This window comes from Pararhodobacter sp., assembly GCF_034676545.1.
GTDB lineage: Bacteria > Pseudomonadota > Alphaproteobacteria > Rhodobacterales > Rhodobacteraceae > Pararhodobacter.
In genome coordinates, this window is sequence record NZ_JAUCBZ010000004.1 from 36,141 (window position 1) to 50,270 (window position 14,130).

Genomic DNA, 14,130 nt, shown 5'->3' on the forward strand with positions numbered 1-14,130 from the left:
TGGGGCGGGGCGCCTTACACGCACGCCCCACGACTTGCCTCAGAGCGACTTGCCGTAGAACTGGGTCAGCTTCTCCAACGCCTGATTCACGTAGGGCTGCTTCCAGTAGGTTTCGATGTGCGTTGCGCCTTCGATCGTGAACAGTTCCTTGTCCTTCGTGCCGGTGGCCTTGGCGAAGGCATCCTCGGTCATGTACAGGCTGTCGGCCTTGCTGCCGGCGATCATCAGCAAGGGCTGGTCGATCAGTTCGACCTGGTGGGTGGCATCGAAGCGCATCAGGTCGAGCAGGCTACTCGTGGTGTACTTGAAGGTCGAGTTGGGGTGCGCATGCGTGTTCCAGTAATACTCGTAACCCTGCCGATAGAGATCGAACGGCAACTTGGCGATCTGCTCATCGCTCAGGTTGGCGTCACCGGAATAGAGAACCGTTCCGCCGGCCGCTTCCTGGGCACGGGCAGTGGAGGCCTGCTGCATGCGTGTCTGGATTGTGTTCAGCTGCGAATCCACATAGCCATTGCGACGAACGCGCCCGGAGTTGAACATGCTCACCGTCGCGACCGACTTGAAGCGCTTGTCGGTCTGCGCCGCAGCCAAGGAGTAACCGCCACCGCCGCAGATGCCAAGCAATCCAAGGCGCGCAGTATCGACACCGGCGTACCTGCTGATGAAATCGGCCATGCCGTGGATGTCTTCGATCCGGTAGGCGGGCTTGTCCACATTGCGCGGCTGGCCGCCGCTCGCGCCCTGATACGCCGCATCTGCAGCGATGGTGATGTAGCCTTGCTCGGCCAGACGCTGGGCATACAAGCCGGCGACTTGCTCCTTCACGCCGCCATTGGGGTGGGCGACCACGACGGTCGGATATTTCTTGCTGGCGTCGTAGTTCGCGGGGGTATAGACGTTGGCAGAAATGTCGATGCCATTGAGGCTGTACCTCACCGTACGAATATTGACCTTGCCTGTCACGTTCTCGGTAATCGCGCCCTCATAGACCAGGGTGAATGGGTTTAGCTTGTAGTCTGCGGCCGTTGAAGCGCCGGATAACGCACCAAGGGTTGCAGCCAGTAGAACGGAATGGATGACTTTCGATTTCATGTGAATTGCTCGTGCAAGAGATGGGTTCGGGTTACTTCGTCGGCTGGAGAACTTCTTTGGCGATGGTTGCCGCCGTTACGCTGCTCGGCCAGCCTGAGTAGAACGCGAGATGCGTGATGGCCTCGACCAGCTCTTCGCGTGTCAGGCCGTTCTTGCTTGCCAGACCGAGGTGCGAACGGAGTTGATCAGGACGGTTCATCGCAATCAGTGCGCTGACGGTGACCAGGCTCCGGTCCCGCTTCGAAAGTCCCGCGCGCTCCCACACGTCCGCGTAGAGAACCTGATCCGTCAGCTCGGCAAACTTCGGCGCGATCTCGCCGAACAGCTGTTGAGCGCGGGAATTCTTGTCTGGAGCGGTCGATGGCGCAGGGGCGACGACGCCATACTCCTCGTCGGTGACTTTCTCGTGCCAGTCGGCGGTCTTGCCATCGGCCTGCTCCTGGATCGCGATATGCGTCATCGAACTGCCGGGAGAAGCGCCATGCCAGTGTTTGGTTGCGGGAGGAATGGAAACGACGTCTCCCGTCCTGATTTCCTGGATGGTGCCTCCCCATAACTTGATGCGTCCCGTGCCCGCCGTGACGATGAGCGTCTGGCCCAAGGGATGGCTGTGCCAGGCGGTTCGGGCACCCGGTTCGAAGGTCACCTGACCGCCGGTAACGCGCGATGGGGCGTTGGCTGAGCATGGTCACTTCTGCTGATGGCTTTTGCCGGCGGAATGATCAATCAGCGTGATGGCGGAGGGGGGATCCCCCTCAGGGAACTTGAACAAACGAACCCTTCGGGGGAGTCTCCGGTTACCAAGCCAAGAGACCGTTCAAGTGTGCCATGTTCAACTGCAGACGCGCCCGTTTTTCCTCTTTCTGATTCGCCTTGATGAAGAGCTCGCAGCCCAGGCACAGGGCGGGGGATGTTCCTGCGGTGGCGTGCTCCATCGTGCCAACTATCCCCGCAAGCCCCGTGGCTGCCCGACGCTGGCGATCCGCGAGGCGTTCTCGTCCCGGCTGAGTTTTTGCTGCAGCCGCTGTCGCCGACGCACGACCTCGGCGTCGGTGCGTTTCCTGGGCCGGCGCGTGTATCTGGGCCTGGTGGTGGTGCTGTGTTCTGCCCGGCATGCCGGGCAGAACACAGCGGCGGTGACGCTGTGCGAGGCGCTCGAGATTCCGCTGCGCACCCTGCAGCGCTGGCGACGGTGGTGGCGTGAGGACTTCATGCACACGCCGCTGTGGCAGGCGATGTGCGCCCGCTTCATGCCCCCGGTGTCGGCCCAGGGGCTGCCGGGCGATCTGCTCGCACGCTTTGGCGGCGACGGGGGGCAGGCGTTGCACCGTTTGCTGCGCTTTCTGGCGCCGCTCACGGTGGGCGCGGCCACGCTGCCCGAGGGGCGTTGAGTTCGCGCAGAGGATGCAGATCGCCACCGAGCCCGAGGCTTCGTAGCCTGCACTCCCAGTGGCGCCACCCCCTGTTGCGCCCGAACCGGGAGAAACTCTTGAGCACACCGACCGATCCCCCGCAACGCGATCGCTGGGCGCGGCTGCGCTTCTCGATCATCGGCCCCTTGCTGGCCGCACCGCCTGCGCCGGGCGAGGTGCACGATGCGCTGGCCACGCTCGCGGCCCGCACCTGGCGCCATCCCATCAGCGGCCAGGACGTACGCTTCGGGCTGTCGACGATCGAGCGCTGGTACTACGCCGCGCGCAGCGCCGCCGACCCGATCGCGGCGCTGCGCGACCGGCCACGCCCCCGGGGCCGCTTCGCGAGCCTGGCGCCGGGCGTCATCGACGCCCTGGTGCAGCAGTATCGCGAACACCCGGGCTGGACCGCGCAACTGCACGTGGACAATCTGCGCGTCGCGCTCACGGACAGCGGGCTGAGCGTGCCGTCCTACCCGACCGTGCGCCGCTACCTCAAGGCCCAGGGGATGTTCCGCCAGGCGGCCCCGAAGCGCACGAGCGCGGGCGCGGTGCTCGCGCGCGACCGGCTCGAGCACCGCGAGGTGCGCAGCTTCGAGCTCGATCATGTCTCGGCGCTGTGGCACCTGGACTTCCACCACGGTGCGCGCCGCGTGCTCACCCGCGCCGGCACCTGGGAGAAACCGTTCCTGCTGGGCATCCTGGACGACCGCTCGCGCCTGGTCTGCCACCTGCAGTGGTACCTGGACGAGACCGCGCAGAGCCTGGTCCATGGTCTCTCCCAGGCCTTCATGAAGCGCGGGCTACCGCGCGCGCTGATGACCGACAACGGCGCGGCCATGCTTGCCGACGAGACGGTGTCAGGCCTGAACCGCCTGGGGGTGCTGCACCAGACGACGCTGCCGTACTCGCCCTACCAGAACGCCAAGCAAGAGTCCTTCTGGGGTCGCGTCGAGGGACGGCTGATGCCCATGCTCGAGGGCGAGCCCGCGCTCACGCTGGAGCTGCTCAACCAGGCGACCCAGGCCTGGGTCGAGCAGGAGTATCACCGCACGCTGCACAGCGAGATCGGTGCCACGCCGCTCGCACGCTATCTGGCCGGCCCCAACGTGCGCCGCGACTGTCCCGCACTCACGGCGCTCGCCGACGCGTTCCGCATCGAGGTGCCACGGCGCCAGCGGCGCGCCGACGGCACCGTGACCCTGCACGGGCAACGCTTCGAGATCCCCTCGCGCTACCACGCGCTGGCCGTGGTGCACCTGCGCTACGCGCGCTGGGACCTGACCCGGGTCGATCTCGTCGATCCGCACACCGGCGCCGTGCTGTGCCCGATCACCCCGCTCGACAAGTCCGCCAACGCCGAGCGCACGCGCAGACCGCGCGCACCGAGCACGGTCGATCTGTCGCCGCTACCGCCTGCGGGCATGGCGCCGCTGCTCACCCAACTGCTCGCCGACTACGCCGCCACGGGCCTGCCGCCGGCCTATCTGCCGCTCCCTGCTCTCGTTACCGACAAGGACCTCGCATGAACACCAAACTGCTCGCCCTCTACGGGCTCAAGTGGCATCCCTTCACCACCGAGGTACCCACCGAGGCGATCCATGTGCCGGCGCGCCTCGAGCACTTTTGCTGGCGCATCGAGCAGGGGCTGATCGGCGAGGGCGGCTTCGCCATGATCCACGGCGACCCGGGCACGGGCAAAAGCGTGGCGCTGCGCCTGCTGGCCGAGCGCCTGGCCCGCATCCCCGATGTCACCGTCGGGGCGATCGCGCATCCACAGAGCAACCTCGCGGACTTCTATCGCGAGATGGGCGACCTCTTTGGCGTGCCGCTGCGCCCGCACAACCGCTGGGGCGGCTTCAAAGCCTTGCGAGAGGTGTGGTTCGCCCATCTGGAATCGACCCGGCGCCGCCCGGTGCTGCTCATCGATGAGGCCCAGGAGATGAGCCCGGCCGTGCTCTCGGAGTTGCGCTTGATGGGCAGCGCGAAGTTCGACTCGCAGTCGCTGCTGTGCGTGGTGCTCGCCGGCGACGCGCGCCTGCCCGAGAAGCTGCGCCGCGAAGAGCTCATCCCGCTGGGCTCGCGCATCCGCACCCGGCTCACCACCGAAGCGGCCAGTCGGGAGGAGTTGCTCGCCTGCCTGCAGCATCTGGTGAGCGAAGCCGGTAATGCCAGCCTGATGAGCACCGCCCTCATGCACACCCTGTGCGATCACGCGGTCGGCAACTACCGCATCCTCACCACAATGGCGGCCGAATTGCTCGCCGTGGCGGCCCACCGCGATCTGCCTCAGCTCGACGAGAAGCTCTACCTCGAAGTCTTTGCCCCACCCGAGACCATCACCCCACGCCGTACATCGGCCCGGCGCTGAGCACACAGGAGCCCATCATGCACAACCCCTCCCCGAGCGCACCGCTGTCGTGGCCCGAACTGCCCGATGAAGCAGTCGTCGCGCTGCAGTACGCCCTCCACGACTTTGTGATGTTCTTCGAGGCCCACTACCTCGGCCAGATCAAGCGCCACAACCACGAGCGATCGCGCGAGACCCTCGTCCAACCCGACTTCGTCCAGCCCGACCTGTTCCGCTCGGCCGACCCGGACGATCCGCCGTTCTGAGCCGCCCTCAAGCGCAAACGCCGCCCCTGAGCATCACCGGGCGGCGTTTCCATTCGATGGCCTGCCTCTGCAGGCCATCGCGCTACATGATCATCGTGACATCAAATCGGGTGACCACACTCACAGAGCTCGATACTGGAATTGAGGTCATCGATCAGCAGCATCGCCGCATCGTTGATTACATCAACGCGCTCGAGGCCGCCAACCTAGCCCACGACCGCCAGGCGGTGGGGGACACCCTGGATGAGCTGGTCGACTACACGATGTCGCACTTTGCGTTCGAGGAGAGCCTGCAGGAGGAGGCGGGCTATGCCTATTGCAAGCCGCACAAGCGCGTGCATGAGCTGTTTGTGCGCCGCGTGGGCGACTACGTCGAACGCCACCGCCTGGGCGACGAGATTGGCGACGAGTTGTACAAGCTGCTGACCACCTGGCTGCTGAACCACATCCGCCGCGACGATGCTGACTACGTGGGCGCGGTGAAGGCGACGATGGTCGGTATTGCCAATGAGCGGCGGGAGAAGAAGGAAGAGGGCGGGTGGTTGAAGCGGTTTTTTCGGCGCTAGGGGGTTGGGGGCGGTAGGGCGGTTGGGGGACGGTAGGGCGGTGATGGGGTGGTGGGGCGAGTGGAAAAGCTCGCGACTTGCGTCGCTCCTACAGCCGGATCGAGCAGGGGGTGGGGGGTGTTGGCGTGGTCGGTTTTCGTTGGTTCGGCAATTCTCCGTTGGCGCGGCAACTCCCGTTCGCACGGCGGCTTCTTGTAGGAGCGACGGTTTTTTGTAGGAGCGACGCAAGTCGCGAGCCTTTCCTTCTCCACTAGCGGGCGAGGCATCCACCCCTTACCGTTCTTCCGTCGGCAACGGATACACGCCGGCGACTTCGGTTTCTGCCAGCATCTCGCTCGTGCTCGCTCCAGGTGGCCACTGCCTGGCCGAGTGCAGAACGCGCAGAACGCGCACCACGTCGCCGGCCAGGTCATAAACCAAGATGTAATTGCGATGCGCTACCAGTTCGCGGGTGCAGGCAACGCGACCCGCCCGGCCCAAGTTGGGATGATTGAGCAGCAGACTTGCTTTCTCTGAAAACAACTCATCAAGAGCCAGCGCAGCGGCCGGGGCGTGCTGGGCAATGTACTCGCGTATTGCCTTCCGGTCAGTGTGTGCCGGCCGTGTCCATACTAGTCTCAAGATTTAGCAGCGCCGGCCACCTTCCGCCGCGTTGCAGCCCGCCAGGCATCGGCTTCGGCTTCCACTTCAGCCGCAGGGATCACGTCGTCAGCATTGGCCGAATCCAGACCAATTTGCACTTGGCGACGAAACCAGGCGTCATGCGCGGCTGCTTCCTCTTGCTGGCGCACGAACTCGCGCATGTAGTCGCGCAGTAGCTGGGCACTGCTGCGGTCGCATGCCTTTGCGGCGGTGGAGAACTCGCTCTTGAGGGCCTCATCGACCCGAAAGGTAAAGGTTGCTTCGCTCATGTCGCCTGCCTGTTGTGTTACAAACGTAGTGCAATATAGCACTCGGGAGCCCGAATTGTGGAATCAGCTTGCAACGCAAGTATTAAACCGGCAACCAAACAGGAGATACCGTTCGCCCTGAGCCTGTTGCACGGCGTTGTGAGAGAGAGCGATCAAATGGAATCTCTGAAACCTTCAAGGGAAGTCACCATGAGCACGGCCGATACACCTGAGCGGCGATTGGGCGGCAATGGTGATGCGGAGCGAGTGGAAAGGCTCGCGACTTGCGTCGCTCCTACAGCCAGATCAAGCAGGGGTTGGTTTCCGCACGGGCAGTCGGTTTCCGTTGGCGGAGCGGGTTTCCGTGGGGGCCGTGCGGCTTTTAGCCACGGCGGTTCCTTGTAGGAGCGACGCAAGTCGCGAGCCTTTCGGTCGAACCAGCACACCGCCAGACCCAGCGCGGCCCGTTCCCGTTCGCATGGCGGATTTTTGTAGGAGCGACGCCAGTCGCGAGCTTTTTGGTTGAGCCTGCCCACAGCCAGACCCAGCGCGGCCCGTTCCCGTTCGCACGGTGGCTTTTTGTAGGAGCGACGTAAGTCGCGAGCTTTTTGGTTGAGCCAGCAATGCGACATGGCCTTGAGGCGTAGTCACATTGTGACTACAATGGAGCCTCTGAAACCTCAAAGGGAAGTCATCATGAGCACCGCCGATACCTATGTCCGCGCTCGCATTGACACCGACACCAAGGAGCGTGCCGCAGAGGCACTCGAAGCAATGGGTCTGTCCATCTCGGACGCTATCCGCTTGCTGATGCTGCGCATTGCCGATGAGCGCCGGCTGCCCTTCGATGTGAAGGCCCCTAACGCGACCACGCGCAAGGCAATTGCCGACCTCGAGGCCGGGAAGGGCAAGCGGTTCAGCAGCGTCGATGATCTGATGGCAGACCTGCGTGCGGACGATTGACCGCGCCACAGCGTTCAAACGTGACTACAAGCGCGAGGCCAAGGGCCGGCACCGGGCTACGCTCGATAACGATTTGAAGGCTGTTCTCGTGGCGCTTGCGACCGATCAGCCGCTCGACGCCAAATGCCGCGACCATGACCTGAGTGGCGATTGGGCGGGCTACCGTGAATGCCATATCAAGCCCGACCTGCTGCTGATCTATCGCAAGTCGGATACCGACACGCTCAGGCTTGCACGGCTTGGCTCGCACAGCGAACTTTTCGGTTGAGCCCGCACACAGCCAGACCCAGCGCGGCCCGTTCCCGTTCGCACGGTGGCTTTTTGTAGGAGCGACGCAAGTCGCGAGGTTTTTGGTCGAGCCTATGTGGGCGCGGTGAAGGCGACGATGATCGGCATCACCACTGAGCGCCGTCGATATCTTTCTGTTATTTTTTACGGATTCATTCGCTCTGAGCCACACATGTTGAACGACCCCTTTCACCTCATCCTCTTGCTGGCCGCGGCGTTTGTTGCGGGCGCGCTGAACGCGGTTGCCGGCGGCGGCAGCTTTTTGACCTTGCCGGCGCTGGTGTTCGTTGGCATGCCGCCGGTGGTGGCCAACGCGACCGGCACCGTGGCGCTGCTGCCCGGATATGTGTCGGGCGCGCTGGGGTTTCGCGAAGACCTGGAGGCGCCGCCGGGTTTGACCTTGCGCGCGCTGACGGTGCTGAGCCTGGTGGGTGGCGCGATCGGTGCTGCGCTGCTGCTGGTGACCGACGACATGACCTTCAGCCGGATCGTGCCCTGGCTGTTGTTGCTGGCGACGGTGTTGTTTGCGGTGGGGCCGATGTTGCTGCGCCGGTTGAAGGGCAGCGGTAGCGGTGCCGGCGCGGGGGCGTCGGCGGGCAAGTCGGCAGCGGGCATGCTGGCGGTGTCGATTTATGGCGGTTACTTCAACGGTGGGCTGGGGATCTTGTTGCTGGCCTTGTTCGGCTTGCTGGGCCAGACCAAGCTGAACGCCATGAACGGCATGAAGAACGTGGTGTCGGCCTTGCTGACCGCGATTGCGGTGGCGATCTATGCCTGGGGCGGGGTGGTGGCGTGGCCGCAGGCGCTGGTGATGATGGTCGCCGCGACCGCGGGCGGCTACTTCGGCGCGCGCCTGGCACGGCGCATACCGGCGCCGATGATGCGCGCGGGCATTGTGCTGACCGGGCTGGTGATGACGGTTTTGTTCTTTTTGCGCTGAGGGCAGTGGCGGGTTGCGAACGAAGCTTTGCTGATTCAAGGTGAATCACTATGATTAGAAAAGAATCGGGCTTTGTTAGAGGAGATACAACATGGCACAGGCTGGGACCAGGGTACTGACCGCGCACATACCGCTTCCGCTGGCCGAGAAGGTGGACTTGATGGCCGAGCGGCTGGAGCGTTCACGCGGCTGGATCATGAAGCAGGCGCTATCGGCCTGGCTCGATCAGGAAGAGGAGCGTGAGCGGCTGACTCGCGAGGCGCTTGGAGACGTTGACGCTGGCCGGGTCATCGACCACCAGGCCGTGCAGGCGTGGGCCGATAGTCTGAGCACCGATGAGCCGCTGCCAGTGCCGCGCTGATGGAGCTGAAGTGGACCAACAAGGCGCTTTCTGACCTGGCGCGCCTGCACGAATTTTTGGCCTTGGCGAACAAGCAGGCCGCCGCACGGACGGTGCAGATGCTGACCAAGGCACCGAGCATCCTGCTCACCAATTTGCGCATTGGTGAGCAGCTCTTTGAGTTTGAGCCACGTGAGGTAAGGCGGCTGCTCGTCGGGCAGTACGAGATGCGGTACGAGATTCAGGCGTTGACGCTTTACTTGCTGCGGTTGTGGCACACCCGCGAGGACCGCTGAATGTAGGAGCGACGCAAGTCGCGAGGGTTTACGGCCGCTTCGTAGCGCCATTGTCGCCCGATCTCCGTAAAAGGCTCGCGACTTGCGTCGCTCCTACAGAAAACCGGCGCGCATAAGGGGGACCACCGCGGCAACGGAAGCCGACCGCGGCAACGGAAGCCGACCGCGGCAACGGAAACCGACCGCGGCAACGGAAGCCGACCACGGCAACGGAAACCCCCCGCGCTTGGATCTGGCTGTGGGAGCGGCGCAAGCCGCGAGGGTTTCCAGTCGTTGCGCCGCGCCATTGCATCCCGGCCGCTGTGAAAGGCTCGCGACTTGCGTCGCTCCTACAGCCAGACGGCGTCCCAATGCGGGTATGCGCGCACGCTCGTGACGAGGCGTGCGCGCAGCGGGTTGGCGATGACATAGCGTGCGATGGCTGGCAGGTCTTCTTCTGTGCGAAGCGCATGGTCGTGGAAGCCCGTTTGCCAGCGGCGCTGACCGGGCGTTTGCAGGATGCGGTTGATCGACGCCGCCGATCCCGCCTTGAAGCCGGCAACGAGCCTGGACAGATCACCGGCTGCGAGTTGCACGAGCCAGTGAAGGTGGTCTGGCATGAGCACCCATGCGAGCGTTTTTGAGTGCCCGTGTGCATCGGCATGGCGCAGGTGGGCAATGGTGGTGCGTGCCAGGATCAGATCCTCGAAGAGCCGCACGCGGTCGAGGGTGACGGTGGTGATCAGATAGATCCGGCCGATCTCGGAAACCCGGCCACAGCGGAGGTCGATGGCGTTCGGAGGCATGCATAGAGCTTACCGCCAAATGCGTTTGACATGGCATCGACGCGCGGTGAGAGGGGGAGCAGGGTGGGCGGGGTGGTTTGCGTATACAAGCCCGTTTTTGTAGGAGCGACGCGAGTCGCGAGGGTTTTGCGGCGGTCGGGCGGCGAGGGTGCTGCGGGGGCGAGTGGAAAAGCTCGCGGCTTGCGCCGCTCCTACAGCCGGGATCGTGCGCGGTGGGTTTCCGGAAAAGCTCGCGGCTTGCGCCGCTCCTACAGCCGGGATCGAGCGCGGTGGGCATGCGTTGGCGCGGTGGGTGGCCGTTGGCGTGGCGGCTCCCATATGCGCGGCGGTTTTTGTAGGAGCGACGCGAGTCGCGAGGGTTTTGCGGCGGTCGGGCGGCGAGGGTGCTGCGGGGCGAGTGGAAAAGCTCGCGGCTTGCGCCGCTCCTACAGCCGGGATCAAGCGCGGTGGGTTTCCGGAAAAGCTCGCGGCTTGCGCCGCTCCTACAGCCGGGATCAAGCGCGGTGGGTATTCGTTGGCGCGGTGGGTGGCCGTTGGCGTGGCGGCTCCCATATGCGCGGCGGTTTTTGTAGGAGCGACGCGAGTCGCGAGGGTTTTGCGGCGGTCGGGAGGCGAGGGTGCTGCGGGGGCGAGTGGAAAAGCTCGCGGCTTGCGCCGCTCCTACAGCCGGGATCAAGCGCGGTGGGTTTCCGGAAAAGCTCGCGGCTTGCGCCGCTCCTACAGCCGGGATCGTGCGCGGTGGGCATGCGTTGGCGCGGTGGGTGGCCGTTGGCGTGGCGGCTCCCATATGCGCGGCGGTTTTTGTAGGAGCGACGCGAGTCGCGAGGGTTTTGCGGCGGTCGGGAGGCGAGGGTGCTGCGGGGGCGAGTGGAAAAGCTCGCGGCTTGCGCCGCTCCTACAGCCGGGATCAAGCGCGGTGGGTTTCTGGAAAAGCTCGCGACTTGCGTCGTGCTGATGGAGTTGATGGTGTTTATTACCCCTTGATGACCGCCAGGGGTTGCAGTTCGATTTGCACATCGACCAGGTTGACCTGGTTTCTCATCACTTCATCGATGTCCTTGTAGGACCCCGGCGCCTCGTCCAGGTCGGTGCGGTGGCGGATGGCGTGCAGTACGCCGAGCTCCTTGAGGGCCTTGATCTCTGCTTTCAGGTCAAGTGTCTTGCGGGCCTTTGCCCGGCTCATGATTCTTCCGGCGCCATGGGCACACGATTCGAAGGACTGTGCCTCGCCTTTACCCTTTACGAGAAAGGAGCGCGTGCCTTGAGAGCCGGGGATCATGCCCCATTCGCCTTTGCGGGCGCGGGTCGCGCCTTTTCGGTGCACGATGACGGTCTCGCCGAAATGCTCTTCCACGGCGGCAAAGTTGTGCGGCTTGTTGATGAAATCGGCGAATTCGACCTCGGGCAGCACATGTCTGAATGCTGACTTTGCCCGCTCCATCATCAGCTTTCTGTTGGCCAGGGCAAATTCGAGGCAGTAGTTCATTTCATTCCAGTACAGCTCGAAATGTTCCGAGGATTCCGGGATGTAGGCCAGGTCCTGCGACACATCTTCGCCGGCGGCCGTGTTCAGCTGCTTGGCGATGTCGTCGTAATGATTGGCCACGGTGAAACCGACATTGCGCGAGCCGGAGTGGATCATGATCCAGATGTAGCCGTCGGATCCTTTTTGTATTTCGATGAAATGGTTGCCGCCACCCAAGGTGCCGATCTGATACAGGGCGCTTTCGTATTCTTGCTCGACGATGGGCAGATCCCCCTTGCGCTCGGGCATCCACGCTTCGTCCTGAGGCGTTTGGTGGTGATTGAAGCCCACCGGAACGGTGTCGCGGATGATGCCCATGATGGCCTTCAGGTCCGCGGTTTCGACCTCGGTCAGGTTGGTGCGCAAGGAGCACATGCCGCAGCCGATATCGACACCGACCGCGTTGGGCACGATGGCGCCCTGGGTGGCCAGGATGGCGCCGATGGGCATGCCGTAGCCTTGGTGGGTGTCTGGCATGATGGCGATGTGCTTGAAGGCGAATGGAAGGTTTGCCAGGTTTCGCGCCTGCTCCAGCGCCCCGTCATCCATCTGGTCCTCTTTCAGCCACAGCTTGATCGGGATTTGCTCCGTTTCAATGATTGCCTTTCCGCTGGTGTGCATGAGTTCTCCGTGTTTCCCATTACCAATTCCGCATTGCCAGTTCAGTCACCCGTGGGCGAGATGCGAAAGGCGCGCACGTTGGGTAGTTCGCGCAAGGCGGCGGCGAGCAGGGGAAGGTTGTCCTGGTTGTTGGTGCGGATCACCATCCGATATTCGAAGAACAGTTCGTCATCGGAGAAGCGGTAGCTGAGGTTGCTGGCAGTAAAGCCGTAGCCCAGCAAGAAGCTGTCGAACTCGGGCTTTGGCATGACCTTGTCGCGCTCAAAGCGCACGCTGTGTTGGGCGTAATAGTGCGAGGGCAGCCTTTGTTCGATCCAGCGGAACACCGACAGGATGGACAAGGTGAGCACCGTGGCGAGGATGGCCGGCATGTAGAAGCCGACCCCCATCAAAATACCGATCGCCGCTGTGATCCAGATCGACGCCGCAGTGGTCAGGCCGCGCACCGACAGGCCTTCGCGAAAGATGACGCCGGCGCCGAGAAAGCCGATGCCGGTCATGATGCCCTGCGCCATTCGGGTCGGATCGGTGCGAATGGTCTCCATCGGAATATCAAGAATCCATTTGTCTTGATACACGGTGACCAGCATCAACAAACTGGACGCGAGGCAGACCAGCGCGTGTGTTCTGAAGCCGGCGGGGCGGCCGTGAAAACTGCGCTCGAGCCCAATGACACCCCCGGCGACCAGCGCAGAGACAAGATGAATGACGATGGTCAGAGCGTCGGCCGTCATGATGCGCGTTCTCGATGAGGGTCCTGCTTGGTGGATGTTGTAATTAAACGATAAATGTCGTTTTTAAGACAATACGGAATTACCCTTGCCACCTGACAGGAACGTTCAGCGCTGGCTCAATCCGGCATCTCGGCCAATTGTTCAAGGATGCGGGTGTAGTTCTCGACCCCTTGCGCACCGGTCACGAGCTGGCGACGGTTGAAGATCATGGCGGGCACGCCGCGAATGCCTTGTTGCACCCAGAAATCTTCAGCATCGCGCACGGCGGTGGCAAAGCGTTGATCCGCGAGCACCGTCAATGCTTCGCTGCGGTCCAGGCCGATCTCTGCGGCCACATCCGCCAGCACGCCATCGTCGGACAGGTTTCGACGATCGGTGAAATGGGCTGCAAAAAATGCCTGCTTGAGCTCGTGCTTGCGCCCTTGCTGGTCGGCCCAATGCAGCAGTTGATGCACCTTGAAGGTGTTGTGCATGCGCATGTCGTCAGCAAAGTGGATCTCGAAGCCGAGCGCCGCGCCAGTCGCGGTGATCATCGCGCGGCTTTGTTCAGACTGCTCGGGGGTGGTGCCGTATTTCTCGATCAGATGCGCGCGCAGGTTCTGGCCTTCGGGCGGCATGTCTCGGTTGAGCTCGAACGGCTGCCAATGGATCTCATGCGCTGTGCCGGTCGCCTTGAGCGCCTGTGCCAGCTGGCGGTAGCCGATGATGCACCACGGGCACATCACGTCCGAGACGATGTTGATGCGCAGGGCTTGGGATGAGTTGGTCATGACGGACTTCTCCATATGCGGGCGGTAGTTTCAAAAGCACTCAAGAATTTTCTGCCAGACGAACGGCTGGAACGGCTGGTCCACCGGGGTATCACCGCCCGTCATCCTGCCTGTGCCGCTTGCCTGATCGTATCGGCAGCCCACTGATTGAGCCCGACGAATTCCCCCCGGAACATTTGAATGTCCGGGTCGAATGAGATGATCGCCTGATAGCCGTTGATCGTCATGGTGTTCATGGTTTCACTCCGTGATCTTCAAGCCATTTGCGGATGGTATCAATCGACAAGCG

At 63.3% G+C, this 14,130-nt stretch carries 19 protein-coding genes; 10 read left to right on the top strand and 9 right to left on the bottom strand.

Annotated elements, in window-relative coordinates; genetic code table 11:
• Nucleotides 1-39: 39 nt before the first annotated feature.
• Both VDQ28_RS00520 and VDQ28_RS00525 read right to left on the bottom strand, forming a co-directional pair.
• Nucleotides 40-1,095, bottom strand: a complete 1,056-nt coding sequence (locus tag VDQ28_RS00520) for an alpha/beta hydrolase (RefSeq protein WP_323034164.1) — start codon at nt 1,093-1,095, stop codon at nt 40-42.
• 31 nt (nt 1,096-1,126) lie between these two features.
• The gene (locus VDQ28_RS00525) at nt 1,127-1,741 is read right to left on the bottom strand and encodes a cupin domain-containing carboxymuconolactone decarboxylase family protein (RefSeq protein WP_323034165.1); all 615 of its coding nucleotides are present in this window, start codon (nt 1,739-1,741) and stop codon (nt 1,127-1,129) included.
• A gap of 175 nt (nt 1,742-1,916) precedes the next feature.
• On the opposite strand from VDQ28_RS00525, the gene VDQ28_RS00530 reads away from it, so the two are divergent.
• The 5 genes from VDQ28_RS00530 to VDQ28_RS00550 all read left to right on the top strand — a co-directional run bounded on the left by VDQ28_RS00530 (nt 1,917) and on the right by VDQ28_RS00550 (nt 5,689).
• Nucleotides 1,917-2,486 carry a hypothetical protein gene (locus tag VDQ28_RS00530; RefSeq protein ID WP_323034166.1) on the top strand — a complete coding sequence of 190 codons (570 nt, stop codon included), beginning with the start codon at nt 1,917-1,919 and terminating at the stop codon, nt 2,484-2,486.
• Between the two features lie 98 nt (nt 2,487-2,584).
• Nucleotides 2,585-4,036 carry a DDE-type integrase/transposase/recombinase gene (locus tag VDQ28_RS00535; protein ID WP_323034167.1) on the top strand — a complete coding sequence of 484 codons (1,452 nt, stop codon included), beginning with the start codon at nt 2,585-2,587 and terminating at the stop codon, nt 4,034-4,036.
• Nucleotides 4,033-4,878, top strand: a complete 846-nt coding sequence (locus tag VDQ28_RS00540) for an ATP-binding protein (RefSeq protein WP_323034168.1) — start codon at nt 4,033-4,035, stop codon at nt 4,876-4,878. Before VDQ28_RS00535 ends, VDQ28_RS00540 begins: the two co-directional genes overlap by 4 nt.
• 17 nt (nt 4,879-4,895) lie before the next feature.
• Nucleotides 4,896-5,123: a hypothetical protein gene (locus VDQ28_RS00545; protein ID WP_323034169.1), complete on the top strand. Its 228-nt coding sequence runs from the start codon at nt 4,896-4,898 to the stop codon at nt 5,121-5,123.
• Between the two features lie 86 nt (nt 5,124-5,209).
• Nucleotides 5,210-5,689: a bacteriohemerythrin gene (locus tag VDQ28_RS00550; protein ID WP_323034170.1), complete on the top strand. Its 480-nt coding sequence runs from the start codon at nt 5,210-5,212 to the stop codon at nt 5,687-5,689.
• A gap of 273 nt (nt 5,690-5,962) precedes the next feature.
• Here VDQ28_RS00550 and VDQ28_RS00555 read toward each other — a convergent pair whose 3' ends face one another.
• Together VDQ28_RS00555 and VDQ28_RS00560 are read right to left on the bottom strand one after the other, a co-directional pair.
• Entirely contained in the window at nt 5,963-6,310 is a 348-nt protein-coding gene (locus VDQ28_RS00555) for a type II toxin-antitoxin system RelE/ParE family toxin (RefSeq protein WP_323034171.1), read from the bottom strand.
• Nucleotides 6,307-6,600 (bottom strand): hypothetical protein, encoded by a 294-nt coding sequence (locus VDQ28_RS00560; RefSeq protein ID WP_323034172.1) that lies wholly within the window; start codon nt 6,598-6,600, stop codon nt 6,307-6,309. Before VDQ28_RS00560 ends, VDQ28_RS00555 begins: the two co-directional genes overlap by 4 nt.
• A 672-nt stretch (nt 6,601-7,272) precedes the next feature.
• Here VDQ28_RS00560 and VDQ28_RS00565 point away from each other — a divergent pair.
• The 5 genes from VDQ28_RS00565 to VDQ28_RS00585 all read left to right on the top strand — a co-directional run bounded on the left by VDQ28_RS00565 (nt 7,273) and on the right by VDQ28_RS00585 (nt 9,406).
• A complete protein-coding gene (locus VDQ28_RS00565; RefSeq protein WP_323034237.1) occupies nt 7,273-7,542 on the top strand; it encodes a type II toxin-antitoxin system RelB/DinJ family antitoxin in 270 nt (89 codons plus the stop codon).
• On the top strand, nt 7,529-7,810 hold the full coding sequence (locus VDQ28_RS00570) for a type II toxin-antitoxin system YafQ family toxin (protein ID WP_021250942.1): 282 nt from the start codon (nt 7,529-7,531) through the stop codon (nt 7,808-7,810). Before VDQ28_RS00565 ends, VDQ28_RS00570 begins: the two co-directional genes overlap by 14 nt.
• 192 nt (nt 7,811-8,002) lie before the next feature.
• Nucleotides 8,003-8,770: a sulfite exporter TauE/SafE family protein gene (locus VDQ28_RS00575; protein ID WP_323034173.1), complete on the top strand. Its 768-nt coding sequence runs from the start codon at nt 8,003-8,005 to the stop codon at nt 8,768-8,770.
• Nucleotides 8,771-8,861: 91 nt separating this feature from the next.
• Complete coding sequence (locus VDQ28_RS00580) at nt 8,862-9,131, top strand: CopG family ribbon-helix-helix protein (protein WP_323034174.1); 270 nt, start codon at nt 8,862-8,864, stop codon at nt 9,129-9,131.
• A complete protein-coding gene (locus VDQ28_RS00585) occupies nt 9,131-9,406 on the top strand; it encodes a type II toxin-antitoxin system RelE/ParE family toxin (RefSeq protein WP_323034175.1) in 276 nt (91 codons plus the stop codon). Before VDQ28_RS00580 ends, VDQ28_RS00585 begins: the two co-directional genes overlap by 1 nt.
• 329 nt (nt 9,407-9,735) lie before the next feature.
• Here VDQ28_RS00585 and VDQ28_RS00590 read toward each other — a convergent pair whose 3' ends face one another.
• From VDQ28_RS00590 to VDQ28_RS00610, 5 genes are all read right to left on the bottom strand, one after another.
• Complete coding sequence (locus VDQ28_RS00590) at nt 9,736-10,191, bottom strand: REP-associated tyrosine transposase (protein ID WP_323034176.1); 456 nt, start codon at nt 10,189-10,191, stop codon at nt 9,736-9,738.
• A gap of 973 nt (nt 10,192-11,164) precedes the next feature.
• Nucleotides 11,165-12,337 carry an RtcB family protein gene (locus tag VDQ28_RS00595; protein ID WP_323034177.1) on the bottom strand — a complete coding sequence of 391 codons (1,173 nt, stop codon included), beginning with the start codon at nt 12,335-12,337 and terminating at the stop codon, nt 11,165-11,167.
• Nucleotides 12,338-12,378: 41 nt separating this feature from the next.
• On the bottom strand, nt 12,379-13,071 hold the full coding sequence (locus tag VDQ28_RS00600) for an MgtC/SapB family protein (protein WP_323034178.1): 693 nt from the start codon (nt 13,069-13,071) through the stop codon (nt 12,379-12,381).
• 116 nt (nt 13,072-13,187) lie between these two features.
• Complete coding sequence (locus tag VDQ28_RS00605; RefSeq protein WP_323034179.1) at nt 13,188-13,841, bottom strand: DsbA family oxidoreductase; 654 nt, start codon at nt 13,839-13,841, stop codon at nt 13,188-13,190.
• A gap of 101 nt (nt 13,842-13,942) precedes the next feature.
• Nucleotides 13,943-14,077 (bottom strand): hypothetical protein, encoded by a 135-nt coding sequence (locus VDQ28_RS00610; protein ID WP_323034180.1) that lies wholly within the window; start codon nt 14,075-14,077, stop codon nt 13,943-13,945.
• Nucleotides 14,078-14,130: the final 53 nt, after the last annotated feature.

Coding starts and splice junctions, on each gene's coding strand:
- VDQ28_RS00520 (WP_323034164.1), bottom strand. CDS start 1,095: ATGAAATCGAAAGTCATCCATTCCGTTCTACTGGCTGCAACCCTTGGT.
- VDQ28_RS00540 (WP_323034168.1), top strand. CDS start 4,033: ATGAACACCAAACTGCTCGCCCTCTACGGGCTCAAGTGGCATCCCTTC.
- VDQ28_RS00545 (WP_323034169.1), top strand. CDS start 4,896: ATGCACAACCCCTCCCCGAGCGCACCGCTGTCGTGGCCCGAACTGCCC.
- VDQ28_RS00550 (WP_323034170.1), top strand. CDS start 5,210: ATGATCATCGTGACATCAAATCGGGTGACCACACTCACAGAGCTCGAT.
- VDQ28_RS00560 (WP_323034172.1), bottom strand. CDS start 6,600: ATGAGCGAAGCAACCTTTACCTTTCGGGTCGATGAGGCCCTCAAGAGC.
- VDQ28_RS00575 (WP_323034173.1), top strand. CDS start 8,003: ATGTTGAACGACCCCTTTCACCTCATCCTCTTGCTGGCCGCGGCGTTT.
- VDQ28_RS00580 (WP_323034174.1), top strand. CDS start 8,862: ATGGCACAGGCTGGGACCAGGGTACTGACCGCGCACATACCGCTTCCG.
- VDQ28_RS00585 (WP_323034175.1), top strand. CDS start 9,131: ATGGAGCTGAAGTGGACCAACAAGGCGCTTTCTGACCTGGCGCGCCTG.
- VDQ28_RS00590 (WP_323034176.1), bottom strand. CDS start 10,191: ATGCCTCCGAACGCCATCGACCTCCGCTGTGGCCGGGTTTCCGAGATC.
- VDQ28_RS00595 (WP_323034177.1), bottom strand. CDS start 12,337: ATGCACACCAGCGGAAAGGCAATCATTGAAACGGAGCAAATCCCGATC.
- VDQ28_RS00600 (WP_323034178.1), bottom strand. CDS start 13,071: ATGACGGCCGACGCTCTGACCATCGTCATTCATCTTGTCTCTGCGCTG.
- VDQ28_RS00605 (WP_323034179.1), bottom strand. CDS start 13,841: ATGACCAACTCATCCCAAGCCCTGCGCATCAACATCGTCTCGGACGTG.
- VDQ28_RS00610 (WP_323034180.1), bottom strand. CDS start 14,077: ATGAACACCATGACGATCAACGGCTATCAGGCGATCATCTCATTCGAC.